32 protein-coding genes, 3 tRNA genes and 1 pseudogene are annotated in these 23,985 nt (G+C 66.7%); 23 read left to right on the top strand and 13 right to left on the bottom strand.

Going from position 1 to position 23,985, the window contains the following annotated elements:
• The first annotated feature begins 58 nt into the window (after positions 1-58).
• Positions 59-1,255: a cysteine desulfurase-like protein gene (locus tag MCHLDSM_RS23265; protein ID WP_048420118.1), complete on the top strand. Its 1,197-nt coding sequence runs from the start codon at positions 59-61 to the stop codon at positions 1,253-1,255.
• A 5-nt stretch (positions 1,256-1,260) separates the two neighbouring features.
• Here the strand turns inward: MCHLDSM_RS23265 and MCHLDSM_RS23260 are convergent, their stop codons facing one another.
• Positions 1,261-2,232 carry an NAD(P)H-quinone oxidoreductase gene (locus MCHLDSM_RS23260; protein WP_048472207.1) on the bottom strand — a complete coding sequence of 324 codons (972 nt, stop codon included), beginning with the start codon at positions 2,230-2,232 and terminating at the stop codon, positions 1,261-1,263.
• Positions 2,233-2,311: 79 nt separating this feature from the next.
• Between MCHLDSM_RS23260 and MCHLDSM_RS23255 the strand changes: the two genes are divergently transcribed.
• The 3 genes from MCHLDSM_RS23255 to MCHLDSM_RS23245 all read left to right on the top strand — a co-directional run bounded on the left by MCHLDSM_RS23255 (position 2,312) and on the right by MCHLDSM_RS23245 (position 4,369).
• Positions 2,312-2,824, top strand: a complete 513-nt coding sequence (locus MCHLDSM_RS23255) for a MarR family winged helix-turn-helix transcriptional regulator (RefSeq protein WP_048472206.1) — start codon at positions 2,312-2,314, stop codon at positions 2,822-2,824.
• A 10-nt stretch (positions 2,825-2,834) separates the two neighbouring features.
• Positions 2,835-2,921, top strand: a tRNA-Ser gene (locus MCHLDSM_RS23250).
• A gap of 164 nt (positions 2,922-3,085) precedes the next feature.
• Positions 3,086-4,369: an MFS transporter gene (locus MCHLDSM_RS23245; protein ID WP_048472205.1), complete on the top strand. Its 1,284-nt coding sequence runs from the start codon at positions 3,086-3,088 to the stop codon at positions 4,367-4,369.
• A gap of 3 nt (positions 4,370-4,372) precedes the next feature.
• Here MCHLDSM_RS23245 and MCHLDSM_RS23240 read toward each other — a convergent pair whose 3' ends face one another.
• Genes MCHLDSM_RS23240 through hisC form a run of 4 tightly spaced genes read right to left on the bottom strand, consistent with a single transcriptional unit; the run spans position 4,373 to position 7,220 of the window.
• Positions 4,373-5,197 carry a crotonase/enoyl-CoA hydratase family protein gene (locus MCHLDSM_RS23240; protein WP_048472204.1) on the bottom strand — a complete coding sequence of 275 codons (825 nt, stop codon included), beginning with the start codon at positions 5,195-5,197 and terminating at the stop codon, positions 4,373-4,375.
• Between the two features lie 35 nt (positions 5,198-5,232).
• Positions 5,233-5,676, bottom strand: a complete 444-nt coding sequence (locus tag MCHLDSM_RS23235; RefSeq protein ID WP_082169045.1) for a hypothetical protein — start codon at positions 5,674-5,676, stop codon at positions 5,233-5,235.
• 18 nt (positions 5,677-5,694) lie between these two features.
• Positions 5,695-6,168: a DUF4334 domain-containing protein gene (locus tag MCHLDSM_RS23230; RefSeq protein ID WP_048472202.1), complete on the bottom strand. Its 474-nt coding sequence runs from the start codon at positions 6,166-6,168 to the stop codon at positions 5,695-5,697.
• Complete coding sequence (gene hisC, locus MCHLDSM_RS23225) at positions 6,165-7,220, bottom strand: histidinol-phosphate transaminase (RefSeq protein ID WP_048472201.1); 1,056 nt, start codon at positions 7,218-7,220, stop codon at positions 6,165-6,167. The genes MCHLDSM_RS23230 and hisC overlap by 4 nt, the downstream gene beginning before the upstream one ends.
• 85 nt (positions 7,221-7,305) lie before the next feature.
• On the opposite strand from hisC, the gene MCHLDSM_RS23220 reads away from it, so the two are divergent.
• Both MCHLDSM_RS23220 and MCHLDSM_RS23215 read left to right on the top strand, forming a co-directional pair.
• Positions 7,306-7,394, top strand: a tRNA-Ser gene (locus MCHLDSM_RS23220).
• Between the two features lie 26 nt (positions 7,395-7,420).
• Positions 7,421-7,493, top strand: a tRNA-Arg gene (locus tag MCHLDSM_RS23215).
• A gap of 70 nt (positions 7,494-7,563) precedes the next feature.
• Here the strand turns inward: MCHLDSM_RS23215 and MCHLDSM_RS23210 are convergent.
• Positions 7,564-8,763: a tyrosine-type recombinase/integrase gene (locus tag MCHLDSM_RS23210; RefSeq protein WP_048472895.1), complete on the bottom strand. Its 1,200-nt coding sequence runs from the start codon at positions 8,761-8,763 to the stop codon at positions 7,564-7,566.
• Positions 8,756-9,373 (bottom strand): helix-turn-helix domain-containing protein, encoded by a 618-nt coding sequence (locus MCHLDSM_RS35125; RefSeq protein WP_053083068.1) that lies wholly within the window; start codon positions 9,371-9,373, stop codon positions 8,756-8,758. The genes MCHLDSM_RS23210 and MCHLDSM_RS35125 overlap by 8 nt, the downstream gene beginning before the upstream one ends.
• A gap of 105 nt (positions 9,374-9,478) precedes the next feature.
• Between MCHLDSM_RS35125 and MCHLDSM_RS23200 the strand changes: the two genes are divergently transcribed.
• From MCHLDSM_RS23200 to MCHLDSM_RS23155, 12 genes are all read left to right on the top strand, one after another.
• A complete protein-coding gene (locus tag MCHLDSM_RS23200) occupies positions 9,479-9,685 on the top strand; it encodes a helix-turn-helix domain-containing protein (protein WP_048472200.1) in 207 nt (68 codons plus the stop codon).
• A 154-nt stretch (positions 9,686-9,839) separates the two neighbouring features.
• On the top strand, positions 9,840-10,013 hold the full coding sequence (locus MCHLDSM_RS38210) for a hypothetical protein (protein ID WP_156455014.1): 174 nt from the start codon (positions 9,840-9,842) through the stop codon (positions 10,011-10,013).
• Positions 10,010-10,225 (top strand): hypothetical protein, encoded by a 216-nt coding sequence (locus MCHLDSM_RS23195; RefSeq protein ID WP_048472199.1) that lies wholly within the window; start codon positions 10,010-10,012, stop codon positions 10,223-10,225. The genes MCHLDSM_RS38210 and MCHLDSM_RS23195 overlap by 4 nt, the downstream gene beginning before the upstream one ends.
• Positions 10,222-10,551, top strand: a complete 330-nt coding sequence (locus MCHLDSM_RS37835; protein ID WP_131722683.1) for a hypothetical protein — start codon at positions 10,222-10,224, stop codon at positions 10,549-10,551. The genes MCHLDSM_RS23195 and MCHLDSM_RS37835 overlap by 4 nt, the downstream gene beginning before the upstream one ends.
• Positions 10,552-10,723: 172 nt before the next feature.
• Complete coding sequence (locus MCHLDSM_RS23190) at positions 10,724-11,026, top strand: DUF2742 domain-containing protein (protein WP_176579638.1); 303 nt, start codon at positions 10,724-10,726, stop codon at positions 11,024-11,026.
• Positions 11,023-12,378 (top strand): AAA family ATPase, encoded by a 1,356-nt coding sequence (locus MCHLDSM_RS23185; RefSeq protein WP_082169042.1) that lies wholly within the window; start codon positions 11,023-11,025, stop codon positions 12,376-12,378. Before MCHLDSM_RS23190 ends, MCHLDSM_RS23185 begins: the two co-directional genes overlap by 4 nt.
• Complete coding sequence (locus MCHLDSM_RS23180) at positions 12,375-12,767, top strand: hypothetical protein (RefSeq protein ID WP_048472198.1); 393 nt, start codon at positions 12,375-12,377, stop codon at positions 12,765-12,767. Before MCHLDSM_RS23185 ends, MCHLDSM_RS23180 begins: the two co-directional genes overlap by 4 nt.
• Positions 12,764-13,075, top strand: coding sequence for a hypothetical protein (locus MCHLDSM_RS23175; protein WP_048472197.1), 312 nt, complete (start codon positions 12,764-12,766; stop codon positions 13,073-13,075). The genes MCHLDSM_RS23180 and MCHLDSM_RS23175 overlap by 4 nt, the downstream gene beginning before the upstream one ends.
• Entirely contained in the window at positions 13,072-13,566 is a 495-nt protein-coding gene (locus MCHLDSM_RS23170; RefSeq protein WP_048472196.1) for a hypothetical protein, read from the top strand. The genes MCHLDSM_RS23175 and MCHLDSM_RS23170 overlap by 4 nt, the downstream gene beginning before the upstream one ends.
• 126 nt (positions 13,567-13,692) lie before the next feature.
• A complete protein-coding gene (locus MCHLDSM_RS23165; RefSeq protein ID WP_048472195.1) occupies positions 13,693-14,799 on the top strand; it encodes a phage major capsid protein in 1,107 nt (368 codons plus the stop codon).
• Positions 14,800-14,815: 16 nt separating this feature from the next.
• The gene (locus MCHLDSM_RS23160; RefSeq protein WP_048472194.1) at positions 14,816-15,151 is read left to right on the top strand and encodes an HNH endonuclease signature motif containing protein; all 336 of its coding nucleotides are present in this window, start codon (positions 14,816-14,818) and stop codon (positions 15,149-15,151) included.
• 118 nt (positions 15,152-15,269) lie between these two features.
• Positions 15,270-15,524 (top strand): hypothetical protein, encoded by a 255-nt coding sequence (locus MCHLDSM_RS23155; RefSeq protein ID WP_048472193.1) that lies wholly within the window; start codon positions 15,270-15,272, stop codon positions 15,522-15,524.
• A gap of 113 nt (positions 15,525-15,637) precedes the next feature.
• On the opposite strand, the gene MCHLDSM_RS23150 is transcribed toward MCHLDSM_RS23155, so the two are convergent.
• The 3 genes from MCHLDSM_RS23150 to MCHLDSM_RS23140 all read right to left on the bottom strand — a co-directional run bounded on the left by MCHLDSM_RS23150 (position 15,638) and on the right by MCHLDSM_RS23140 (position 16,884).
• On the bottom strand, positions 15,638-15,883 hold the full coding sequence (locus MCHLDSM_RS23150) for a hypothetical protein (protein WP_060937557.1): 246 nt from the start codon (positions 15,881-15,883) through the stop codon (positions 15,638-15,640).
• Positions 15,880-16,092, bottom strand: coding sequence for a hypothetical protein (locus tag MCHLDSM_RS23145; RefSeq protein WP_234714168.1), 213 nt, complete (start codon positions 16,090-16,092; stop codon positions 15,880-15,882). Before MCHLDSM_RS23145 ends, MCHLDSM_RS23150 begins: the two co-directional genes overlap by 4 nt.
• Positions 16,093-16,284: 192 nt before the next feature.
• Entirely contained in the window at positions 16,285-16,884 is a 600-nt protein-coding gene (locus MCHLDSM_RS23140) for a TetR/AcrR family transcriptional regulator (protein WP_053083065.1), read from the bottom strand.
• A 167-nt stretch (positions 16,885-17,051) separates the two neighbouring features.
• Here MCHLDSM_RS23140 and MCHLDSM_RS23135 point away from each other — a divergent pair, with 167 nt between their 5' ends.
• Positions 17,052-17,930, top strand: coding sequence for a bacteriorhodopsin-like (locus MCHLDSM_RS23135; RefSeq protein WP_082169041.1), 879 nt, complete (start codon positions 17,052-17,054; stop codon positions 17,928-17,930).
• Positions 17,931-17,934: 4 nt separating this feature from the next.
• Complete coding sequence (locus MCHLDSM_RS23130) at positions 17,935-18,918, top strand: beta-carotene 15,15'-dioxygenase, Brp/Blh family (protein ID WP_048472191.1); 984 nt, start codon at positions 17,935-17,937, stop codon at positions 18,916-18,918.
• Between the two features lie 10 nt (positions 18,919-18,928).
• Here MCHLDSM_RS23130 and MCHLDSM_RS23125 read toward each other — a convergent pair whose 3' ends face one another.
• Positions 18,929-19,684 (bottom strand): DUF2127 domain-containing protein, encoded by a 756-nt coding sequence (locus MCHLDSM_RS23125; RefSeq protein ID WP_048472190.1) that lies wholly within the window; start codon positions 19,682-19,684, stop codon positions 18,929-18,931.
• Positions 19,685-19,807: 123 nt separating this feature from the next.
• Between MCHLDSM_RS23125 and MCHLDSM_RS40555 the strand changes: the two are divergent.
• The 3 genes and pseudogenes from MCHLDSM_RS40555 to MCHLDSM_RS23115 all read left to right on the top strand — a co-directional run.
• Positions 19,808-20,069: pseudogene (locus MCHLDSM_RS40555) on the top strand (cbb3-type cytochrome c oxidase subunit I); the annotation flags it as partial.
• 1 nt (position 20,070) lies between these two features.
• A partial coding sequence (gene ctaD / locus MCHLDSM_RS23120; RefSeq protein WP_234714167.1) for an aa3-type cytochrome oxidase subunit I occupies positions 20,071-21,650 on the top strand: 1,580 nt, incomplete at its 5' end.
• 46 nt (positions 21,651-21,696) lie between these two features.
• Positions 21,697-22,572 carry a tetratricopeptide repeat protein gene (locus MCHLDSM_RS23115; RefSeq protein ID WP_048472189.1) on the top strand — a complete coding sequence of 292 codons (876 nt, stop codon included), beginning with the start codon at positions 21,697-21,699 and terminating at the stop codon, positions 22,570-22,572.
• 223 nt (positions 22,573-22,795) lie between these two features.
• Here MCHLDSM_RS23115 and MCHLDSM_RS23110 read toward each other — a convergent pair whose 3' ends face one another.
• Positions 22,796-23,605, bottom strand: a complete 810-nt coding sequence (locus MCHLDSM_RS23110; RefSeq protein ID WP_048472188.1) for a hypothetical protein — start codon at positions 23,603-23,605, stop codon at positions 22,796-22,798.
• Complete coding sequence (locus tag MCHLDSM_RS23105; protein WP_053083064.1) at positions 23,598-23,984, bottom strand: hypothetical protein; 387 nt, start codon at positions 23,982-23,984, stop codon at positions 23,598-23,600. The genes MCHLDSM_RS23110 and MCHLDSM_RS23105 overlap by 8 nt, the downstream gene beginning before the upstream one ends.
• Between the last annotated feature and the right edge of the window lies 1 nt (position 23,985).

Here is a 23,985-nt window from a genome sequence, read left to right as displayed (position 1 = left end):
CAACCGTCCGAATCGGGCGGTGCGGCGAGGTTCCCTTGACGCACTAAGGTGGGCTGGCATGGCATACGACGTCGCCCGGGTGCGTGGACTGCACCCGTCGTTGGGCGATGGCTGGGTGCACCTCGACGCACAGCACGGCATGCTTCTGCCGGACACCGTGAGCCGGGCCGTCTCCACCGCGTTTCGCGGTTCGATGCCGACGGTGTCGAGTCCGCACCCGTCGTCGCGACGCAGCGCCGCGGTGCTGGCCGCGGCCCGCCAGGCAGTGGCCGATCTGGTCAACGCCGACCCGGGCGGGGTGGTTCTGGGCGCCGATCGTGCGGTGCTGCTGACCTCGCTCGCCGACGCCGCATCGGCCCGGGTGGGCCTGGGCTACGAGGTGGTGGTGTCGCGGCTCGACGACGAGGCGAACATCGCCCCGTGGCTGCGCGCGGCGAACCGCTACGGCGCGAAGGTCAAGTGGGCCGAGGTCGACATCGAGACCGGCGAGCTGCCGACCTGGCAGTGGGAGGGGCTGGTCACCCGGCCCACCCGGATGGTCGCGTTGGCTTCTGGCTCAGCGACTTTGGGGACGGTGAGCGAGCTCCGCGAAGTGACCAAGCTGGTGCACGAGGTCGGTGGCCTGGTCGTGGTGGACCATTCTGCGGCAGCGCCGTATCGGCTCATCGACATCCAGGAGGTCGAGGCCGACGTGGTGGCGGTCAACGCGCTCGCCTGGGGCGGTCCGCCGATCGGTGCGCTGGTCTTCCGCGATCCCTCGCTGATCGACGCGTTCGGTTCGGTGTCGCTCAACCCGTATGCCACCGGGCCGGATCGCCTCGAGCTGGGCACACATCAGTTCGGTCTGCTGGCAGGCGTGGTGGCGAGTATCGAATACCTTGCCGGCCTGGAGGATTCGGCCCAGGGCAGCCGTCGGGAGCGGCTGGAGGTGTCGATGCGGTCGGCGGCGGGGTACCTGAACGGGCTCTTCGACTACCTGTTGTCGTCGCTGCGCCTGCTGCCCGCGGTGATGGTGATCGGCAGCCCCGAGGTCCGCATCCCGGTGCTCAGTTTCGTGGTCGAGAACGTCCCCGCCGAGCGGGTCGTGCAGCGACTGGCCGACAACGGCATCCTCGCGATCGCCAATGCGAACTCCCGCGTGCTCGACGTCATCGGCGTCAACGACATCGGCGGCGCGGTGACGATCGGGCTGGCCCACTACAGCACCGCCGCCGAGGTGGACCAGCTGGTGCGGGCGCTCGCGTCGCTCGGCTGACAGCGTCAATCGCGAACGCGCAGAATCACTTTCCCGGACACGTCGCCGGACTCCAGCAGCTCGTGGGCAGCCTGGGCCTCGGCGATGGGGAACTCGGCGCCGATCACCGGCCGGACCTGACCGTCGGCGATCAACGGCCACACCTCGTCGCGCACCCGGGCCACGATCTCGGTCTTGCCGGCGGGACCGTCGACCGGGCGGGCGCGCAGTGCGGTGGCGAACACGCCGCCGCGCTTGGCCAGCAATTTGGCGATGTTGAGTTCCGCCGTGACGCCGCCCTGCATGCCGATGATCACCAGCCGGCCGTCGGCGGCCAGCGCATCGATGTTGCGGTCCAGGTAGGCCGCTCCCATGATGTCGAGGATGACGTCCGCGCCGCCCGCATCACGCACGGCGTCGACGAAATCCTCGTTGTGATAGTCGATCGCGATCTCGGCGCCGAGTTCGGCGCACAGTTCGAGTTTGTTGCGCGAACCGGCGGTCACCGCGACGCGACACCCGAGTGCGCGTGCCACCTGGATGGCATGCGTACCGATACCGCTGGCGCCGCCGTGGACGAGCAGCAGCTGGGACGGCTGCAGGCCGGCGGTCATCACCACGTTCGACCAGACGGTGCAGGCCACCTCGGGCAGGCCGGCGGCGTGTTCGAGGGGGACGCCGTCGGGTGCCGGCAGTACCTGACCGGCAGGAACCGCCACGTACTCGGCGTAACCGCCGCCTGCCAGCAAAGCGCAGACCTGTTGCCCCTGAGTCCAATTCGTGACGCCGTCACCGATCTGCTCTAGGAATCCCGACACCTCGAGCCCTATGATGTCGCTGGCACCAGGAGGTGGCGGATAGTTCCCGGCCGCTTGAAGGAGATCGGCCCGGTTCACGCCCGCAGCGGTGACCCGGATCAGGACCTCGCCGGGCGCGGGCGCGACGTCAGGGACGGTTTGCCAGGTGAGCCGGCCTGAATCGGCCACGATCGCGCGCATCCACGCAAGGGTACTACGCTGGGAAAAGTCCCTTACCTTTTACCTGTCAGCAATACCACGGTGCATCTAGTATGACCCCATGGAGGGGATCATCGGGGGGCGTACCGCCAGCGATACGCCTGGTCTTGACATCGCAGAACAACGGGCGTGGCAGAACTTTCTGGACGCCGCACTTCGCTTGTACGCCACCATGAATCGTTCTCTGGTGGACCGGCACAAGCTCACACTCAACGACGTTCGACTGCTCGACCTACTGGCCAGGTCCCCGTCGGGCGCCGCGCGGATGGGGGATCTCGCGGAGTCGTTGATGTCGCTGCCGAGTCGGGTGACGCGTCAGATCCACCGGTTGGAGAAGCAGGGTCTGGTCGGTCGGGGGGCCAGTCCGGACGACGGACGCGGTGTGCTGGCGCGGATCACGCCCGAGGGGCGCGAGGCGCTGGCGTCGGCGCTGCACACGTACGGCGCCGCGGTGCGCGCCCACTTCCTCGACCGGTTGACCCGCCCGCAGGTTGCGGCGATGGGGGAGAACTGCCGTCGGATCAGCGTCGGGCTGAAGTCGGGCACGCAGTCGGTCAAGGTGGGCCGCGTCTAGACTGTCCCGCGGTGGCGTGGCAGAGCGGCCTAATGCACTCGCCTTGAAAGCGAGAGACGGCTAACACCGTCCGGGGGTTCAAATCCCTCCGCCACCGCAGCAATTCACCCCCCGTGCAGCAAATCCGTTTACCACAAAGAGCGGATTGCTGCCGGGGAAAGGCCCGGTTCACCCGTCCTCCGATCGGTGGACATCGCCCTCCACCGGTGATTCCGCTCAATAGCGGATGTGAAAGGCGGGCAAACCCGTCAATATCGACGCATGACGACAGGAACGGCCACCGCCACCCAACCGCTGTGGCGGATCTCGATGTCCAGCTACGTCGGCTCTGCCGTCGAGTTCTACGACTTCTTCATCTACGGCACCGCCGCAGCGCTAATTTTTCCGACGGTGTTCTTCCCCGAACTCAGCCCGATGATGGCGACGACGGCATCCCTCGGCGCCTTCGCGGCCGCCTTTCTGGCCCGGCCGGTCGGTGCGGCGGTGTTCGGCCACTTCGGGGACCGGATCAGCCGCAAGCAGACGCTCGTCGTCACGCTGCTGTTGATGGGACTGGCCACCGTCGGTGTCGGCCTGATCCCCAGCACCGCCACCATCGGTGTCGCGGCGCCTTTGCTGCTGCTCTTCCTGCGGCTGGTCCAGGGCTTCGCGGTCGGCGGGGAATGGGCGGGTGCGGTGTTGCTGAGCGCGGAGAACGCGCCGCAGGACCGCCGCGGCTTTTACGGCATGTTCACCCAGCTCGGGCTCGGCACGGCGCTGGTCCTGGCGAATCTGGTGTTCTACGTCGTGCAGGCGGTGTTCGGGGAGGACCCGGGGTCGGCGTTCTTCGCGTGGGCGTGGCGAATTCCGTTCCTGCTCAGCGGAATTCTGATCCTCGTCGCCCTGTACATCCGGATGCACGTCAAGGATTCGCCGGTGCACACGGAGTCCGCTCACGTCGGCACCCCGCTGGCCGCCCTGTTCCGCCGGCAGGGTCGTCAGGTGTTGCTGGCCGCCGGTGTGGCGATCTGCGCGCCGATGCTCGTGTTCCAGGCCGGCACGTTCTTCACCCACTACGCGGCCGACCGGCTGGACTTCTCGTACGACCTCGTGCTGATGGTCGGTGTCATCGGCGGGTTGTGCGCGGTCGGCTTCGCGGCGCTCTCGGCGATCCTCAGCGACACCTACGGCCGGCGCCGCGTCGTGTCGCTCGGCTTTGCGCTGACCGCGCCGTGGGCGTTCGCGGTCTTCCCGCTCATCGAGACGGGCCACAAGCTCGTCTTCGGGGTGACGATCGTGGTGACCTACTGCCTGATCGGGTGGTGCATGGGGCCGCTGGCGGCGCTCCTGCCGGAGATCTTCGACCCCGAGTACCGCTACACCGGCGCGGCACTGTCGCACACGCTGGGGGCCATCGTCGGCGGCGCGCTGCCGCCCGTCGTCTCGCCGATACTGCTGGCGTCCTACGGCGGGTGGGCGGTGTCGGTGATGATGGGCGCCCTGGGGCTGGTCAGCCTCGCCTGCGTGCTCGCGCTGCCCGAGACGTCGGGACGGACTTTGGTGTGAGGCTCACTCGCCTTTGAAGTCGGGCGCGCGCTTCTCGAACATCGCGGTGATGCCCTCGGTGAGGTCCCTCGACGGCAGGAACGCGGAGTTCCACGCCGCGACGTAGCGCAGGCTGGCCGACACCGCTGCGGTGCGCTGTTCGTCGAGCACGTCCTTGACGCCGGCCACGACGAGCGGAGGGTTCGCGGCGATCTCGGCCGCGGTGGCCCGTGCGGCGGCCAGGGTGGCCTCGGCGTCGGGGTACACGTCGTTGACCAGTCCGATCTTCTCGGCACGAGCCGCGTCGATGTCCTTGCCCGTCAACGCCAGCTCACGCAGGTGCCCGTCCGACAGGATCAGCGGAAGCCGCGCCAGCGAGCCGACGTCGGCGACGATGGCGAGCTTGACCTCACGGACCGAGAACTTGGCGTCGGCGCTGGCGTAGCGGATGTCCACGGCCGAGATCAGGTCGACACCGCCGCCGATGCACCAGCCCTGGATCGCCGCGATGGTCGGCGTGCGGCAGTCCGCGACAGCGGTGATCGACTGCTGCATCGTCTTGAGCCGGGCGTGGAAGTCGGCGCGGGGTTTGGCCAGGGCGCCCTCGGCCATCATCGGCGACAGGGTGCCGCCCATCGCCGCCAGATCCAGGCCGTAGCTGAAGTTGCGCCCCGACCCGGTCAGCACGATCGCCCGCACGTCGGGGTCGGCGTCCAGTTCGGCGAAGACCTGGGGGAGTTCGGCCCAGAACGCCGGGCCCATCGCGTTGCCCTTGCCCGGCCCGATGAGCGTGACCTGCGCGATGTGATCGGCGATGTCGACGGTCAATGACTCATAGCTGCTGCCCATGGACCAAGAGGCTAGCCGCCTCGCCGCAGCGGGGGCTACGAGCCCATCAGGACGTCGCTCACCTTGGCGCTCGGCAGGAACTGGCATGCCGCGTCGGCCAGCAGTTGGCCCACGGTCTCGCCGTTGGGGCCCAGGGGGTTGCTGCCCTGCTCGAGGATCGCCCGCACCACCGCGACGCGGGTGGGCTCGTCGAGGCCGTTGTACTCCTCGCAGGTCATGCTGGTCGCGTTCGGCGGCGGCGGGACCACCGGAACGTCGGTGCCCCGGGTCGGCAGCGGGAGGTTGGGGATCGTGATGTCGGGCAGCCCCGGGATCGACGGGAGCCGGCTCGGCGCACTGGGCTCGGTGGTCAGCGGAGGCCCCGGCTGGGTGGTCTGCGCGACGGCGCCCTCGGTGGTGCGCTGGCAGGCCGTGGTCACGCCGAGCGCGATCGCCAGCCCGGCGAGCGCCGTCGTCGTCACCCGCACGCGCGTCTTCATCTCCGCCACGATAGGCGGCTACACCCGTTCCAGATAGAAGTACAGGTGGCGCGGCGTGCCGCTGCTGGTGTCCAGCGCACCTTTGCCGTTCATGATCCCGATCACCGCGTTGTCGTCGACGACCTTGAAGTGGTCGTGCACCGGCTTGCCGTCGTAGACCATCGAGGCCACCGTCTCCCCGCGGAACTCCTCCATCCAGAGGCTGGCCTCGCCGTTCATCGCCTCGGTGTTGGAGTACCTGGCGCCCTCGGCGTCCAGGCAGACCAGCGGCTTGGCATCGGCGGCCGAGACGAACGTCTTGCCGAACCAGTTGAGCCGCTTCATGAATCCGTTGGCCTTGTGGCCGGTGTCGAATTCGCCGCCCTTCCACTCGCCGATCATGAACTCGATGGTGGCGGGGGCGAGGGTGGCCCAGAACGCGTCGAGTTCGGCGTCGTCGATCCGGTCGGTGCGCTCGGTCAGCTCGGTGAAGGTGGTGCGGGCGTCGGTCATGCGCGTCCTGTCCAGGTGCGGGCGAAGGCGAGGAAGGCGTCGTTCTCGTCCGGTGCGGCGACGGTGACCCGCACGCCGTCCTCACCGTAGGGCCGGACGATGATGCGGCTGTTGGCGGCGTCGGCGGCGAACGCCGACGCCCGGCCGGGCAGCGGCAGCCAGACGAAGTTGGCCTGCGACGGCGGCAGTTCGTAGCCCGCCTCGCGCAGCGCCGCCGACACCCGGACCCGTTCGGCCACGACGGCGTCGGTGCGCTCGAGCAACTCGTCGGCGGCGTCCAGGGACGCGATCGCCGCGGCCTGCGAGACGCTGGTCGCGGTGAAGGGCACGTACACCTTCGACAGCGCGGAGACGATCTCCGGATCGGCGACCGCGTACCCGACGCGCAGACCGGCCAGCCCGTAGGCCTTCGAAAAGGTGCGCAGCACAACGACGTTGCTGTAGGCACGGACCAGGCCGAAGCTGTCGGGGACGAGACCGTCGCGGATGTACTCGATGTAGGCCTCGTCGAGCACGACCATGATGTGCGACGGGACGGCCTCGACGAACCGGGCCAGCGCCTCCGGGTCGACGACGGTGCTGGTCGGGTTGTTCGGGTTGCAGACGAAGATCAGCCGCGTGCGGTCGGTGATCGCGGCGAGCATCGCGTCCAGGTCGAAGGTGTGGTCGGTCAGCGGTACCTGCACCGGCGTGGCGCCGGCGGTGCGGACCTGCAGCGGGTAGATCTCGAAGCTGCGCCACCCGAACAGGACCTCGTCACCGACGGTGGACGTGATCTGGATCAGCTGCTGGCACAGGCTGACCGACCCGCAGCCCACCGAGATGTGTTCGGGCGCGACGTTGACGTGCTTGGCCAGCCGCTGCTTGAGCTCGACGTACCCGTTGTCGGGATAGCGGTTGATGCCGTCGAGGGCCTTCTCGACCGCGGCGCGCACGCTCGGCAGCGGTCCGTCGACGGTCTCGTTGCTGGCGATCTTGATGGCGCCCGGCACGGTCTTGCCCGGCGTGTAGGCGGGAAGATCGGCGAGTTCGGGGCGTAGACGGGCGGGCACCTGGAACAGTTTAGGGCCGCCTCCGATCTGCTTTGCTTCCCGCCGTGGGGCCTGTGTACTCTCATCGGCGCGGCGGTAAACGTCGGGAGGCGTGCCAGAGCGGCCGAATGGGACTCACTGCTAATGAGTTGTCCGCCTTAAAGCGGACCGGAGGTTCAAATCCTCTCGCCTCCGCGCACAACTGAACATGCACCACCCAAGCGCCCGTAGCTCAACGGATAGAGCATCTGACTACGGATCAGAAGGTTAGGGGTTCGAATCCCTTCGGGCGCACTCACTACCAGCATGAACGGCTCCCGCGGCACAAGCAACACGCCCGGGAGCCGCTACTTTCCCGCCACATTCATTCGCGGACGCCGGTGTACTCGTCCAGCACGGCCCGGACATCCGGCCCCTCGGTGTGCCGCTGTAGATAGTGCTTCTCTGTGGTCGCCAGCTTCGCGTGCGACAACTGCTGCTGCGCCTTCTCGGGGCCGAGGTTGTCCCGAACCACGGTGGCGACAGCTCGCCGGAACGTGTGTGGGGTGATCGTTGCTCGAAGATCCTCGGGGAGCGCGGCCCGTAGCGACCGGCGCATGTTGGACAGCGACACCCAACCCCCGTCGCGGTTGGCGAACACGGGGCCCTCGCCGGACGTGTGCGACTTCAGCTCCTCCAACGCATCGACCCCGACGCGGGGGAGCTTGACGGTGTGCTCGGGGGCACCGCCCTTCCGTCGATCCTGCCGGTGTAGCGGCTTCCCGACGATGCGGCCGTGGTCGATCAGCGTCCCTCGGATCGTGACTGTCGGCGGATCGCCGCCGACATTGCAATCTGACCAACGCAGCGCCAGCACCTCGTTGGGCCTCGCGCCGGTGGCCACCAACAGATCCACGAACGCCGGCAATAGACGGCCGGGGCGCGGACCCGGACCCTCCCGGTCGGCGTACTCCCGGAGGGCAGCCCGGACGCGCTCGAGATCCTCGGAACTGATCTTGCGCGTCACCTCCTTGGGTGCCGCCTTCGTGGGCTTCGTCTCCCGGATCGGGTTCACCGCGATCACGCCGAATCGGACGGCCATCGAGAACATGCCCAGCAAGATCATCCGCAGCCGCTTGGCCTGTGTTGTGGCGCCCATGCGCTGAACGTGTCCGTGGGCCACTGTCGTGTCGACTTCTCGAATGCGCAACGCGCCCAACTGGTTCGCTGCGTGCTTCGTCCACACCTGCCGGTACTGACCCGCCGTCTGCTCGGACACGCCGTCTTCGGCGGCCTTGGCCACAATCCAGATTTCGAATAGCTCCGACAGTGTGGTCCGCTCCGTGACCTCCTGTGTGGCTGCGACGGGCGGACGACGATCCTTGAGATGCCGCTGCAGTAGACGACGAGCATCCTCACCTGACTTGAGGCTGGACCGCTCAACGCGGCGGCGCTTCCCGTCAGAGTCACGGACATATGTTGTGGCATAGAAAGTTTCGCTGTGACTGCCATTAGGCGTTTTGGTCTTGACCACCCGCTCGGTGATCCTGCCGTGCTCGCCAGGCTCCATGCGCTGTCTAGGCATCGTCACCTCCGTTGACAGTGCCACCGGCATCTCGTATCTGATCGTTCAACTGATTGATTCGCAGCTCGGCATAATGGATCTCACGTTCGTACAGCTCGGCTCGCCTCTGGGCATCCGGGTCATCGTCGGGGCCTGTCGAAGAGGCTTTTCGAACCAGGTCGCTCAGAATCTTGCGCGCCTCGGACCGCTCCCTGGTCGCCCTGAGCACCTGCCCCAATGGGGCAGGCTCCGCCTTCACGTCACCGTCAAAGCTCCAGAAGAAGGTCCATTCGCCCCCAAACCATTCCATTCCTTTCTCGCTTGTGGCTGGGATACCTGGGGCGTACTGGACAATCCCGTCTGGCAAGTGGGGGAACAACAATGTCACCGGAGGGACGTTCAGTGCTGTAGCCAGCGCTAGCAGTTCGGCCACATCAACTTTCCCAGCTCGGCTGTTGCTCTCAATCTTTGAAATGGCCACCCGTGTAACGGGATAACCCACCTCCCTGGTCCGATCTGCAAGCTGTTGCGCGGTCAGCTTTCGGTCAGTGCGGCATTTCTTGACGGCGTCGCCAAACCTCTTGGCGAGGTCCAACTGCCACTTCTTGGCGGCTTCGTCAATGTTCGGCATTGCAACATTATTGCACGAGTCCGCTTGCATTCGGGAGCATCCGCGGTATGCTCCGTAAGGCACGGTGCAACCGCCCCGTGTGTCGCATAACGGAGCAGGATGGCAATGACTGAACAAATCACTGAGCGGCTGGCTCAGCTCCACAACGTAGAAGGCGTGATGCATCGGCTTGGCATCGGCCGATCCATGGTGTTCGAACTAATGGCGTCTGGACAGCTGCGGTCGGTGAAAGTTGGCCGCAGGCGGCTCGTTTCAGAGGCTGCGCTCGCGGAGTTTATCCGGGGGCTTGAAGTCGGTGGTGACGCCGCCTGATGCGGATCTACCCCGCCCATGAAGATCTCGGGCTCGATCCCGAGGCTGATCGGACCGAGGATCTTCGGCCCGGAAATAGCGACAGCGCCGGTGCTGGAACACCGACGCCGTCAGAAACCACTCGTCACCAGAAGTCAGAAAGGTCTCATACCGAATGATAATCCAAGCCCCCGGCCGCGCAATAGAGCACCTCAAAGAAGCGCGGATGTACGTCAACCGGATGATCCTGCCCGCCAGCGGCGAACTCCGAACACGGGCCACGCGGGTCGCCGACACCATCAGCGCGTTGATCAAGGAGATCGAGACGCTGGAAAAGAGCCGCAAATGATCAAGGCTGCGAACGCTTTCGACGACGCTGTGTTCCGAATCGACATGATTCGCACGGCGATCAACGCTGCCATCCGGGAGCTTCCCGAGGACGTCCCGATGTTCGCTTTAGTCGACGTGGTGAACGCGCTGTGGAATTTGCGCAACGCATCAGTGCTTCTCGACAAGGCCGCCGACGCGCTCGAAGCCGACACCGAGGCGGTGCAGCGATGAGCGACAACACAACCCGTTGCGGTCTCGACGGCTGCACATCACACGCGTGCCAAAGTCTCGGCAACCACATCTGGAAAGGCGAGGCCCGACTCACTGGCTGCCTACCAACCGCGATACCGCAGCGCACCCGCTATCTGAGCATTTGGGTCGATATCGATGACCGGGAACGAGTGCCGGACGAACTCATGATCGGCCTCTACAACGACCAGAACGGGGAAGGTGATGGGGTCGAGGCGTGGATGACCGTGGACGAGGCCGAGCAGCTGCACTACTTGCTTGGTAGCGCGATTCGGCGTCACACCGCCTACGGACGGGCTGTGCAGTGACTGCGTTGCATCGGGAGTGCCCGGCCTGCATGGCGCCCGCGCTCAATGTCGCATGCCCTATGTGTGCTGCCGCCCCGAACGAACCGTGCCGCAACCTTTTCGACGACGGTCGGCACATCGTTCATCCGCCGCACTGGGCTCGTGCACTCGCCGCGCAGGAGGGCAACGTGAAATGACCGAATACTCCCGCAGTGTGGACTGGTACACCGTTCACGAGTTCGTGGAGTCGACGCTGAAGGAGGTGGGGTCCTGGCCGATGGTCGGGACCCTGCCCTGGCGTTACCTCCCCAACGACGACCCCAGGAAGCTCGCGGCAATTTTCGACGCTGCCCGACATTGGGCGCTCCGCGTCGACATCGCGCAGCAGGCGATGGACGAGGCCGGACAGGCGATCTCGGCGGCCGAGAACTGGAGCGAAGTGGCCCAGCAAGTGCAGCGCCGGCGTGAGATCGACGCGCTTAGGAAGGCAGGATGAGCGACACCGTCAGCGTTTGGGCAGAGCGATCTGCTCGAGTCGAGTGGGCATCGAGTATCCGCCCCAAAAAGCAAGTGTGGTTGTGGGAAGACCGAATTCCCGTATCCACGGCATCCGCGCTGGCCGGTCGCGGCGGCACCGGCAAGACCACCTACGCGCTGCACATGATCGCGCAACTGTCCCGGGGCACCTTGCCCGGTCAGTATTACGGGGACCCAAGGCCATCGCTGATCTGGTCAGGTGAAGACGCCTGGTCGACGGTGATCGTGCCCCGCGCCATCGCGGCCGGTGCCGATCTCACCAAGGTGGGCCGGCTATACATCGCTTCGGAGGAGGCTGGTCAAACCAGCGAGGCCATTCCGAAGCTCCCGTTGGACACCGATCGGATGTGCCAGGCGATCAGCGACACCGGGGCCGTACTGGTCCTGCTCGACCCCATCGCCTCGACCATGACCGGTGACCTTCACCGGGAGGCTGATGTACGACAGGCGGTCGACGCGCTCGCCCGCGTCGCCGACAAGACCGGCGCTGTCATGATGTTCGTCCGCCACTTCGGCAAGGGCGGCGGCAACGCCTCGGACAAGATGTCCGGCTCGCATGCATTCCGTGACGCCGTCCGGTCGCTGTTCCTATTCGCCGAAGACGGCGACCGCGTCGTCGTCACCCAAGACAAGGGGAACTACGCCGCCAAGGGCGATGCGTCCTTCGCGTTCCGCCTGGACAGCGTGTCCGTCCCCACCGACGACGGAACCGCGGAAGTTGCCCGTGTCGTAGACCTCGGGGTGTCGGACACCTCGGTCTCCGATGTCATCAACCGCACCACCGACAGCGGCGAACACGACGACATCGCGGAGTGGCTGCACGCCTTCCTGGCTAACAACGCGGTAAAGGCAAACGAGGTGTACCAAGCGGCTCACGCCGCCGGCTACACGGTCGACCAAGCCAAGCGCGCCAAGAAACGTCTCGGCATCGCTGCCGTCCGACCCGTGAACCCGGGGCCATGGTTCTGGCAACTCCCTGACGACCAGGGAGCAGAGAGCACCGAGGGGGCAGGGAGCACCGAGGACACTCAGGAATCGTGCTCCCTGCTCCCTGTGAGGTCAGAGGCTCAAGAGCGCCCCGAAATCGGGGCAGGGAGCACAGAGCAGGTGAGCTGCTCCCTGCACCCGTCCACGGCGCTCACACCAGCTCCGCCGACGCCGCTTACGACGCGCAGACAAGAACTCCGTGGCCGTCGCACCATCCGCTTCCGTGGCCGCGAAGTTCCGCGTTGCCTCGTCTGCGCCAAACCCGTCACCGCCGGGCAAGGCGACACCCACCTCGGCTGCCTGAGCAAACAGGAGACGGCGTGAACCACCGCGTCGTCTTTCTGCCCCCCGACTACTTCACCAACCCCCCAACGAAAGCCGACACCATGACCGAACAGCCCGACGACACCAACTTCAAGGACGACAGGCGGATCTACTGGAATCAGCTACGAGCCATCGAACTCTGCCGGGCCGTCAGTCTCGACGACACCCGCACGGCCGACGCGCTCATCGCCGAGGTCGCCAACGACAACGACGAAGTCCACCTCGTCGCCGGACTCGCCCACGTCGCCGTCTCCCTGGCCCGCACCGTCGCCGAACAACACCCCAGCACCACAGAGAACCGCATCTGGGCCGCCCTCGAAGACCGCAGCCACACCGGCCTGGCCGCCACCCACGAGATCGTCCAGATGATCGAGGCCGAAGAACAGTGAGCAACACCCCGCACGACCTCTTCGCCGCCCTCGGACTGGCACCCGCCCTGCCCGGTGCCCGTTGTCGGGGAAAGCACCACCTGTTCGACGCACCATCCGAATTGGACCGCGAACCCACCGACGTCACGGCCGCCCGCCACGCCCAAGCCATCGAACTGTGCCGCCGATGCACGGCGCTGGCGAGCTGCACCACATGGTTCGACAGCCTGCCCAAATCCAAGCGACCGCACGGTGTGGTCGCCGGACAGATCAACACCAGATCCGCCGGCCGGCCGGCCGGCGCCACCCGGAAGGAACGATCCGCATGACCGACGACCAAGCCACCAGCACCGAGCCGGAAGACCCGCCCACCGCAGAATCCGCGGAAACCGCTCAGCCGGTGGAGAACACAACACCCGACGCCCCCGACACTGATGGAATCGACGCAGCGCCCGACGACGGTCTTACTCGCCGGGACCACCGCTACCGGGAGAAGCTTCGTGCCGCCGAAGCGGAACGAGACACGCTGCGGCAGAACCTCGAAACGATGCAACGCCGCGAGGTCGAGCGGCTCGCCGCCGACCATCTCACCAAACCCGCCGCCCTCTGGACCGTCGGCGTCGAACTGTCGACCCTCGTCGGAGACGACGGCACCGTCGATCCCGAACGCGTCCTCACCGCCACCCAGGACGCCAAACAACAACTCGGACTGGAAGACCCCAAAGCGAAACTACGTAGGGGGCCGGTCGTGTCGCGCGAAGGAACCTCCGTGCACTCCGGCGGCAACTCGGGCTCGTGGTCTGACGCATTCAAGCGGTAGACTCACAACAGAGCTGCCCCTGGTGGGGGCGCTCACCGGAACAGCGCGGGCCGCATCCGAGATCTAATCCGTCCTCGGCTGCGGCCCTTGCCGTTTGGCCGAGAAACCTCGAAAGCGAGTCTTCACATGGCCACCATCACCACCACCCTGTCCTCCAGCGGATGGTCCCCCGACGTCACCGAAGTAGCACCCGGTGACGCCGTCCCCGAAGCGTTGATCCTCCAAACCTCCACCGTCGCCGGTGATGTCGAAGGCGACGCGGTCGCCGTCCACTGCGTCTACGTCGATGACGCCGACGCCGGGTTCGTCCCGGAGGGCAGCGTGATCCCCGAGGACAACCCCGACCTGGCCCAGTGCACCGTCTTCACCGGCAAGATCGCCCAACTGGTCCGCCTCTCGCGCGAGCAGTACAGCCACATCAACACCTCCGAGCAGCTGTCGGTCAGCGTGCGACGCACCGTCACCCGAGCCGCCAACTCGGCCTACCTCGCGCAGCCCGCCCCGGTCGGCCCCGCCGTCACCCCACCCGCCGGCCTGATCCACATCCCCGGCCTCGTCGACTGCGGCACCATCGCCGCAGACCTCGACGCCCTCACCGACGGGCTCGCCGTACTCGCCACGAACTACAGCTCACCCACCCACATCCTGTGCGCCCCCGACGCGTGGGCGGCGCTGCAGCGACTCAAGACCGGCGACAACTACAACACCTCGCTGCTCGGCGCCGGAACCACAGAAGCACAACGGTTCCTGTTCAACCTGCCCGTCCTCGTCGACCCCGCCGTCCCCTCCGGAACCGGCCTCGTCATCGACCGCACCGCCATCGTGTCCGCAGTCGGCCCCGTCACCGTCGCCGTGTCCGATCAGGCCGCATTCAGCTCCGACAGCGTCCTGATCCGCTGCACCTGGCGCTTCGGCGCGAACATCGTGCGACCCAACCGGATCGGCCTGTTCTACCTCGACGGCGTCACCCACAACTACACCGTCAGCTTCGGCGGCGCATCCAGCGGCAATGCCACCCTCACCTGGCGCGGACGCACCACCACCACGATCGCGTCCAACGCCTCCAACTCCGTCGTCAAGGCCGCGCTCGTCGCCCTCGACGACGGATACGACGCATCCGCCTGGACCGTCACCGGATCGGCCGGCAACTACGTCATCACCACCCCGGCAGGCGGCGCGCTCACCGGCAACGGCAGCGGGCTCGTCGGCGGCACCGGCCTGACCATCACCTAGTTCGTCAGGCTCGCTGATGCCCTTCGCATCGACCACGATCCGCTCGCGGCGTCGCGCAGAAGTGCGGCGCCGCGACGGTGACGGACCCTGCGCCCTGCAGATCACCGCAGACTGCCAAGCCGTCGGCGGCGAGATCGACTACGACGCCAAGGCGCCTCACCCACGCTCATTCCAGGTCGACCACATCGTGTCCACCGTCGAAGCCCAGATCCTCGGCTGGTCCCAAACCGAAGCCGACGCACTCGACAACCTCCAAGCCGCCTGCAGTCAATGCAACCGCGAGAAGTCGACCGGCTTCAAGCTGGCGGCGCCGGGTCGTGAGACCTACTTGAATCCGCGGTTCGCATGCTGATTCGGACCCCAGGGGGAGTGACCCCACAACGCCACCCACGCCGCGCCTCGCGGTATAGGCCGATGTGTGTGTGGCCTACCCCCACCCCCTCCCCCCAACATCCTGAAAGGGGCCTCAGATGGCCGAATACGCCAGTTTGAACGCGGCGATGGCCGCCAAGGACGATCTGGGCGAGGCGGAGCTGCGATACCGGCTGCTGTCGGAGACGTTCGAGGCTGAGCCGAAGCTTCGGGGGAACTTGAATTCGGCGCTGGAGCGGGCGAAGGCCGAGATTGTGCGCCTGCGGGCGGCCAAGCAGACCTCGGGTCCGTCGCCGGTGGACGGCAAGGTGGTCGCGTTCGACCCCGAACGGTTCCGCAAGTCGGGGTCGTAGACCGGGTCGGGTCGGGTGTTAACGCCGAGCCTTTCGTCGGCGAAGGACGCGCCATGATCGGGTTGGTTGCCCGGGAGCGTGTACCTGCACCCTGCTCACCCTCCGGCGCGCAGCTACTCCTGGTCGAGGATGAACTGTCGCAGCGACTCGGGCCACGTCCAGGCGTACTCGGGGTTTTCGTCCCACTTCGTCCCGACAGGTCCGACCGGGCAGCGGGTGTCGATCAGCACCTGGACACCGGCGAGGCTGACGTCGTGTTGCTCACCGGCCCGTTGGGCGGCTTGCTTCACGCGTGACCGCTGTTCATCGTTGAGGCCGCCCCACCACTTCACCACGTAATCGTGGAGGGGAACACTCACGACTGCTCGCCGATCTGCGCGGCCTCGAGTTTCTTGACCGCCTCGTAGAGGGCGACGACCACAGCCTCGGACTGCTTGCCGTACTTCTTGGCGATGTCCCACACGCCGGCTGAGAGTGGGAGATCGTCGGGGCGGGGGCCGGGTAGGTAGTGCGTGGGCTGTCCGGCGTGGCCGATGGTCGTCGTCTGCATACTGATGTCAGTGCTCATGGCGGTGACTGTAACGCCGGACACCGACATTTAGTCGGAGCACTGAGTCGCCACTTTCCTGATACAAACGCGCCCAGATTCCCGCACATTCACCCGTACAGAGGCGGACGCGTAATTGGCAAAACGCGAGCTAAGAGCACATTTTGTCGGACGATTACGGATGTACCTGTACGGCATCCTCACGCCAGAAGGTTAGGGGTTCGAATCCCTTCGGGCGCGCTTCGTCTTCCTCCCGTCGAGCACGATGTCGACCGCCGCCTCGATGACATCGTCATCCGGCACGGCGCCGAACATCAGTGACGGGCACGCCACCACTCCGGCCAGCATCGAGATCGCCGCCTCCAGGCGGGCTCCCTCGAACGCCGCCTCGAGCATGCCGCGGATCGGACGCTGAGCTTCGCTGTTCAGGGCGTCGCGGATCTCGGCCATCGTCTCCACCGACGCCCACTGCGCCATCGCCGAGAGCACGCGGTCGAGATGCCGATCGACCACCGCCTGCCGGAACATCTTCAGTTCCCCGATCAGGTCGGCGCGCAGATCGCCGGTGGGCTCCTGGTGGGGGAGTTCGCCGATGGCGTCCAGGGCCGTCTTGAGCAGGTCGAACCGCGACGGCCAGTGGCTGTAGAGCGTCGTCTTCGAATAGCCGGCCAGTTCCGCGACCCGGGCATGGGTCAGCGCGTCGGAACCCTCGGTGACCAGGACGTCGAGCGCGGTCCGCGCGACGTCCGCGCGGGTGCGGATGACGCGGGAGTCTTCACCTGCCGCGGACTTCCTGCCGGTGCCGGCTGCCATGCGAGCAGTTCACCTCCAGCTGTCGCTCGACCTCGCGCTGTGCTGTCAACAAAGTTAACTTACGAACGGATTGTCCAAAAACGTCATAAATAAACACTAGTGAACGAATCGTTCAATACCGTACCTTCAGATCTGCCCCATCCGCTTCATCCACTCAAAGGTGAGAGATGATTCCTGAAGAACTGACCCAGGCCCAATTCGACACCGTCTACAACCTGCTGTCTCTGGTGATCGCGGCCCAGCTGTTCGGCGCGATCTTCCTGTTCGCCGTCCAGCCACGGGTGCTTCCCCGTTACCGCCAAGCGCTGGTGATGTCCGGAATCGTGTGCGGCATCGCGGCCTATCACTACTTCCGTATCTTCGAATCGTTCAAGGGCGCCTTCGTGACCGACGCTGCCGGGGGACGCGGAACCTACGTCCAAGCCCCCGGCCAATCGTTCAACGAGGGGTATCGGTACGTCGACTGGCTGCTGACGGTGCCGCTGCTGCTCGCCGAGCTCATCGTCGTGCTGGCACTGGCGCGCAAGTTGCGCAACTCGCTGCTCTACCGCCTCATCCCGGCCTCGGCACTGATGATCGCGCTCGGCTACCCCGGGGAGATCAGCTCCGACGACCTGACCCGCAACGTCTTCGGGCTGCTGTCCACGGTGCCGTTCCTGTACATCCTGTACGTGCTGTTCGTGGAGCTCACCCGCTCGCTGGACCGTCAGCCGGCGGCGGTGCGCAAGACCGTCAGCCGGATGCGGATCCTGCTGCTGGCCACCTGGGGTGTCTACCCGATCGCCTACATCGTGCCGCTGCTCGGCATCGACGGTGCGGCCGCGTGGGTGGTCAAGCAGGGTGGCTACTCGGTCGCCGACATCCTGGCCAAGGTGCTCTACGGCCTGTTGATCTACAAGATCGCGCGGCTCAAGTCGTTCGCCGACGACGCCGAGTTCGCCGACCGGGAGAACGAGGCGCACGAAGGGGTCGTGGTGGCCGGCAACGGCGCGGCCCCGGTCACGGTCGGGGTGGGCCGGAAGGGCACCACGGCGACCACGGCCTAGGCCGATGTCACACAGCGCGCTGTCGACTTCCGCGGTCTGGTCCCGCTGGCTGACGGTCGGCACCGTGCTGGCGACGGGCGGGCACCTGTTCGGGGTGCCCGCCCTGTCGTCGTCGCTCGCGCTGGTGATCGTCGGCCTCGGGTTGATCGCGGGCGTGCCGCACGGCGCGGTCGACCATCTGATGGCGACCCGCCTGGCGCGGGGACGGTCGCTGACCGCCGTCGTCGCGGCCTATGCCGGAGTGGCCGCGGTGGCGTGGGTGCTGCTGCGGTGGGCCGGCCCGGCGGCGCTCGTCGCGGTCGTCACGCTCAGCGCGGTGCACTTCGGGCTCGGCGAACTCGAGGTGAGCCGCCGGCTGACGGGCTGGCGGCCCGGTCGGCTGACCGCTGCGGCGACGGTCGTCGCCGGCTGCGGCGCTCTGGCGCTGCCCCTGGCCCGTTCCGGCGAGCAGTTCTCCGCGGTCGCGGCCGCCGTCTCACCGGGGCTGGCGCGGCTACTCGCCGCGGCGCCGCTGCAGATCGGCATCACGGTGGGGTGGATGGCGTGTGCCGCGGTCGCGATCGCCGCGGCGCTGCGCGACGGCCACGGCGTGATCGCGCTCGACCTCTGGCTGATCGGCGCGCTGGGCTTCCTCGCCCCGCCGCTGGTCGCCTTCGCGGTGTGGTTCGGCGGCTGGCATGCGCTGCGGCACGCCGCGCGACTGCTGACCGTCGAACCCGGGTGCGCGGCGCTGCTCGCCGACGGACACCGGCACGCGGCGGTGCACCGGTTGGCCCGACTGGCCGTGCTGCCGTCGCTCGCCGTGCTCACGGCGATCGGCGCTCTGGGCTGGTTCACCCTCGCGTCGCCGGAGCCGACCGAGGCCGTGGCCGAGGCGCTGCGGGTGCTGCTGGCCCTCACCGTCCCGCACATGGTGGTCGTGCTGTGGCTGGACCGGTCCTCCGACGTCGAGCGCGAGCCCGTCCCGAGCGGGTCGGCCAATCGCTGACCTCGCGCCGTCAGACGCTCATCGCGGCTCGTTCGACATCGAGCAGCTGCTCACCGCGCCGTTCCTCCTCGTAGGCCTTCCGGCCGCCACGCAGACCGAACAGACGTTTCGAGACCAGCAGATAGACGACAGCGGCCACGTTGATCACGAACGCGCCGACACGCGTGACGGTGACGCCCTTGGAGACCAGGTCGTACACCTCCAACGGCAGGAACACCGACGTCGCCACCACGGCGAAGTACTCACCCCACCGGACCATCATCCACAGCCCCAGTCCCTCGACGAATTCGAGCAGGGCGTATGCCAGGAGCAGGCAGAAGATCAGGGCGAGTGTGGAAGGCCTGGCGGTCAGTGCCTTCTCCAACTCGTGCACGAGGGTCATCTGGTCGACCTTGATCCCCGACGCCCGCACCAGAGGCAGGTCCCGCTCGACGGCGGCCTGGATCGAGCCCTGGGCACCGCGGAACGTCCAGACAGCCCATGCGGCGAGGCCGATCAGCAGTGCGCGAAACCAGCGCTCCACCGCCAGCACCCGCACGATCACTGCCTGTCGCAGCGCCTTCCCGCGCAGCACCAGAGGCGCCTGGTCGGCCGGGCCCCGGCCGTGCGGCGGCCCGACGGCGAACGCCCCGCAGCGCAGGCAGCGCCAGACCTCGCCCAAGCCGGTTGTTCCGCTGAGCCGGTCGGCGAGCGCCGCGTCGTCGGGTGCGTACGTGACATGACCTCGGACTGCGCAGGCGACGAGTTCCCACGTGGATGCCGACATCCCCTGATCCTCGCGCCCGGCGCGCCTGTCGGGCGGCGAAACACCGGCGGACTTGCTGAAGAGTCGCTGAGCTAGCGACTTTCGGCCCTACTCGCCGGGGCGGTGGCGTTGTTGACTGCGCACGTGGCGATCGTCGAGAAGCCGGAAACCCTGGTTGCGCGCAGGCCGTTCCCCGCCCGGTTGGGCCCCAAGGGCAACCTGATCTACAAGCTGGTCACGACCACCGATCACAAGCTGATCGGGATCATGTACTGCGTCGCGTGCTTCGTGTTCTTCATGGTCGGCGGTTTGATGGCGCTGTTCATCCGCACCGAGCTCGCGGTGCCGGGTCTGCAGTTCCTGTCCAACGAGCAGTACAACCAGCTGTTCACCATGCACGGCACGGNGTTTGATGGCGCTGTTCATCCGCACCGAGCTCGCGGTGCCGGGTCTGCAGTTCCTGTCCAACGAGCAGTACAACCAGCTGTTCACCATGCACGGCACGGCGATGCTGTTGTTCTACGCGACCCCGATCGTGTTCGGCTTCGCAAACCTGGTGCTGCCGCTGCAGATCGGCGCGCCTGATGTGGCGTTCCCTCGGCTGAACGCACTTTCTTTCTGGCTCTTCCTGTTCGGGGCCCTGATCGCGCTGGCGGGTTTCATCACGCCCGGCGGCGCGGCGGACTTCGGGTGGACCGCGTACTCGCCGCTGACCGACGCCGTCCACTCGCCCGGTGTCGGCGGCGATCTGTGGATCTTCGGGCTCGGGGTGGGTGGTCTGGGCACCATTCTCGGTGCGGTCAACATGGTGACGACGGTGGTGTGCGTGCGCGCCCCGGGCATGACGATGTTCCGGATGCCGATCTTCACCTGGAACATCATGGTGACCTCGATCCTGGTGCTCATCATCTTCCCGATCCTCACGGCCGCCCTGTTCGGCCTGGCCGCCGACCGGCATCTGGGTGCGCACGTGTACGACCCGTCCAACGGCGGAGCCATGTTGTGGCAGCACCTGTTCTGGTACTTCGGTCATCCCGAGGTATACGTGATCGCGCTGCCGTTCTTCGGCATCGTCAGTGAGATCTTCCCGGTGTTCTCACGCAAGCCGCTGTTCGGCTATACGACGCTGATCTACGCGACGCTGGGCATCGCGGCGCTGTCGGTGGCGGTGTGGGCGCACCACATGTACGCCACCGGTGCGGTGCTGCTGCCGTTCTTCTCGTTCATGACGTTCCTGATCGCGGTCCCGACGGGCATCAAGTTCTTCAACTGGATCGGCACGATGTGGAAGGGGCAGTTGACCTTCGAGACCCCGATGCTGTTCTCCGTCGGGTTCATCGTGACGTTCCTGCTCGGCGGCCTGTCGGGCGTGCTGCTGGCCAGCCCGCCGCTGGACATGCACGTGACGGATTCGTACTTCGTGGTGGCACATTTCCACTACGTGCTGTTCGGCACCATCGTGTTCGCCACGTACGCGGGCATCTACTTCTGGTTCCCGAAGATGACGGGCCGGCTGCTCGACGAGCGGCTGGGCAAGGTGCACTTCTGGTTGACGTTCATCGGGTTCCACACCACGTTCCTGGTGCAGCACTGGCTCGGTGACGAGGGCATGCCGCGTCGCTACGCCGACTATCTGCCGACCGACGGGTTCACCACGCTGAACATCGTCTCGACGATCGGGTCGTTCATCCTCGGCGTCTCGATGATCCCGTTCGTCTGGAACATCTTCAGGAGTTGGCGGTACGGCGAGCCGGTGACGGTGGACGATCCGTGGGGTTATGGCAATTCGCTGGAGTGGGCGACGTCATGCCCGCCGCCGCGGCACAACTTCACCGAGCTGCCCCGGATCCGTTCGGAGCGGCCGGCGTTCGAGCTGCACTACCCCCACATGGTGGAGCGGATGCGCGCCGAGGCGCACGCCGGACGTACGCACGGTCCCGACGACGGCGACGTGACCCGCCTCGACGTGGCGGACGTGCGCACCTGAAACTGGTGCGTCTCGCCGTGCTGGGGCCCGATTAACATGTCCGGTGATGTCCGACACCGGGGGAGCCAGCGACGTCGCGGCCGCATGGGCGGCGCTGACCGCGGATCCACACAACGAACACGCGATGCGGCTCTACACGCTCGCGCTGAGCCGGCAGGGCCGGACCGCCGACGCACTGACGATGGCGTGGCGGATGCTCAGCGAACACCCGCTGTCGGCGTCGGCGCAGTACACCTACGCCGGCCTGTTGCACGAGTCCGGGCAGGGCGCCCAGGCGTTGGCGGTGGTCAACGAGGCGCTGCGACTGGACTCGTCGAACGCGGACGCGCTGGTGTTACGCGGCGACATCTATCGGTCGACGTGGGGCGCGGCGGCTGCCGAGGCGCAGTACCTGGAGGCGTTGAGGCTCTCGCCGAATCATGCTCTGGCAACACACAATCTGGGTGTCAGCAGGCTGCGGTGGGGAACGCTGACGCAGGCGGTGCGCGGGTTGTTGGCATCGGTGCGACTGGAACCGGCGTTGAGGCCGTTGGCGATCGACAACATCGGCCTGGCAGTGACCCGGGTCCTGCGGATGGCGACGGCGTCGGTGGTGTTCCTGGCGGTCGCGCTGATCGTGGTGATGGCCGCGCACGATGACGCGCTGCCGACGGTGATCCCGCGGATCGTAGCGGGGGTGCTGGGGGTGGCGCTGGCGGTGCCGTTGGTCTGGGTGGTGCGGACGGTACCGGTTCCGGTGCTGGCTTGTGTTGTGCGGCAACGACTTCTGCTCGGTGTGCGGGCGACTTTCGTGGTACTCGCGGTGGTGCTCGGAGTGGTGACGGCGGGGGTGGGGTCGAACCCGGTGTCCGATGTGGCAGGCACGCTGCTGCTGTTCGGGGTGTTCGGCCTGACGGTGCTCGGCTGGGTGACGGGCTCGTAGCCGCGCGAGCGTTGCGCGACGAGTGTGAAGCTGTCGTCACGCTCGGTACCGAACGTGAAGGTACCGGCACTGTCGGCTTAGGGTTGATCACCCGCCATGAAGAGTCTGCGTGGCCGCTGATCGCCAGAATCAAAGAGTTGGGTCTCGAACCTCGATCAGCACAAGACCGTGGACAGACATTCCCGGGGCGAGGAATCCCGCTGGCCGTCTAGCCTCCAATGTCTCACCCCGCCAACTGGTTCTCGACGCCGCGGGTGTTCGCCAGCCGGGCGGAATCGACCACCACCTCGTAAACGCCTGATTCGACCAAGCCGGCGCCCACCCGGCGGGCACTGTCGGGGTCATCGGTGAGCAGGAGGAGTTCAGCGGTTCTCCCCGACGTTCGTACGATGCGGACGGGGATGCCGTCGAGTTCTGCCGTGTAGACGCGCTCGAAGATCTCGGTATCGGTCAGCGGCACGCTCGCTGACCACACATTGGGGCGGACGGGCTGAAACCCAGGCAGGCCTTCGTCGTTGATGGCTGTCAGTTGGACGCTTTCTTGGACGACATCGGCGAAGAATTCACGACCGCGCCAACGCGCAAGTGTTCCGACCATCGGGCTCGGGGGGCGCCACTGCTTCGCGTTGAGCCAGCCGCGGGCAACCCCTTCGTATCGGGAGAGAACCTTCTGCTCGCCGTCGGATCGAAGGCGCCAGTACTCAGATCCGTAGGGATATCGGGCTCGGCTCATGGTCCAGACTCGTGCGAGAGAGTCGCCGCGAAGGAAGCCGTTCGAGAACGTGGGCCACGGGCGCGGTGCGTCGCTGGGTGGTCGCAACGATGCGAGACGGGGTTGCTCGAAGCGGACGACGTCGACGAACTGTGGCGCTCCCTCCACACCGTAGGCGGCCAGAAGTTGTTGTGGGGTGCGTAGATCGGCGACCGTCACGGCATCTGTGACGAAGCCGCCGACCTGGTCGTCCCCGGTTTCGACGATGGCCGTTGCGAGGGCAGAGTTGAGCAACTTCTGTAGTACGAGCCGTTCAGGCACGACGGGTTTCCTCCACCTCGATGCTGTCGAAGTCCTCAGGTGCGAATAATCCTGTCCACCCCATGTATTGGTCACCGTCCAAACCGATCGCCTGCGCAACCGCAGGTGAGCCGAGGAATGTGACTCTGATCCGACCGTCGGGCATACGCTGACGCAACGTCACCTGATGTCCCGCAATTGTCCCCGTCACTCGGCGGTGAACGATTTCGTCCAGTGACGATCGGGGAACCTTGACCCACGGTTCTCGACGGCCTTGCCCAACCGAGGACTCACCGAATTCGAACCCTTCGGGAATGTCCTGTCCCGGTGAAGCACGCAACGCGACCCAGTCGTCACCGCTGAATGCGATGGGAAGTTGTCGACCTCGATACGTGGCCATA

The organism is Mycolicibacterium chlorophenolicum (assembly GCF_001044235.1).
GTDB lineage: Bacteria > Actinomycetota > Actinomycetes > Mycobacteriales > Mycobacteriaceae > Mycobacterium > Mycobacterium chlorophenolicum.
The sequence above is the reverse complement of the archived record's forward strand: the minus strand, read 5'-3'. Positions and strand labels throughout refer to the sequence as shown.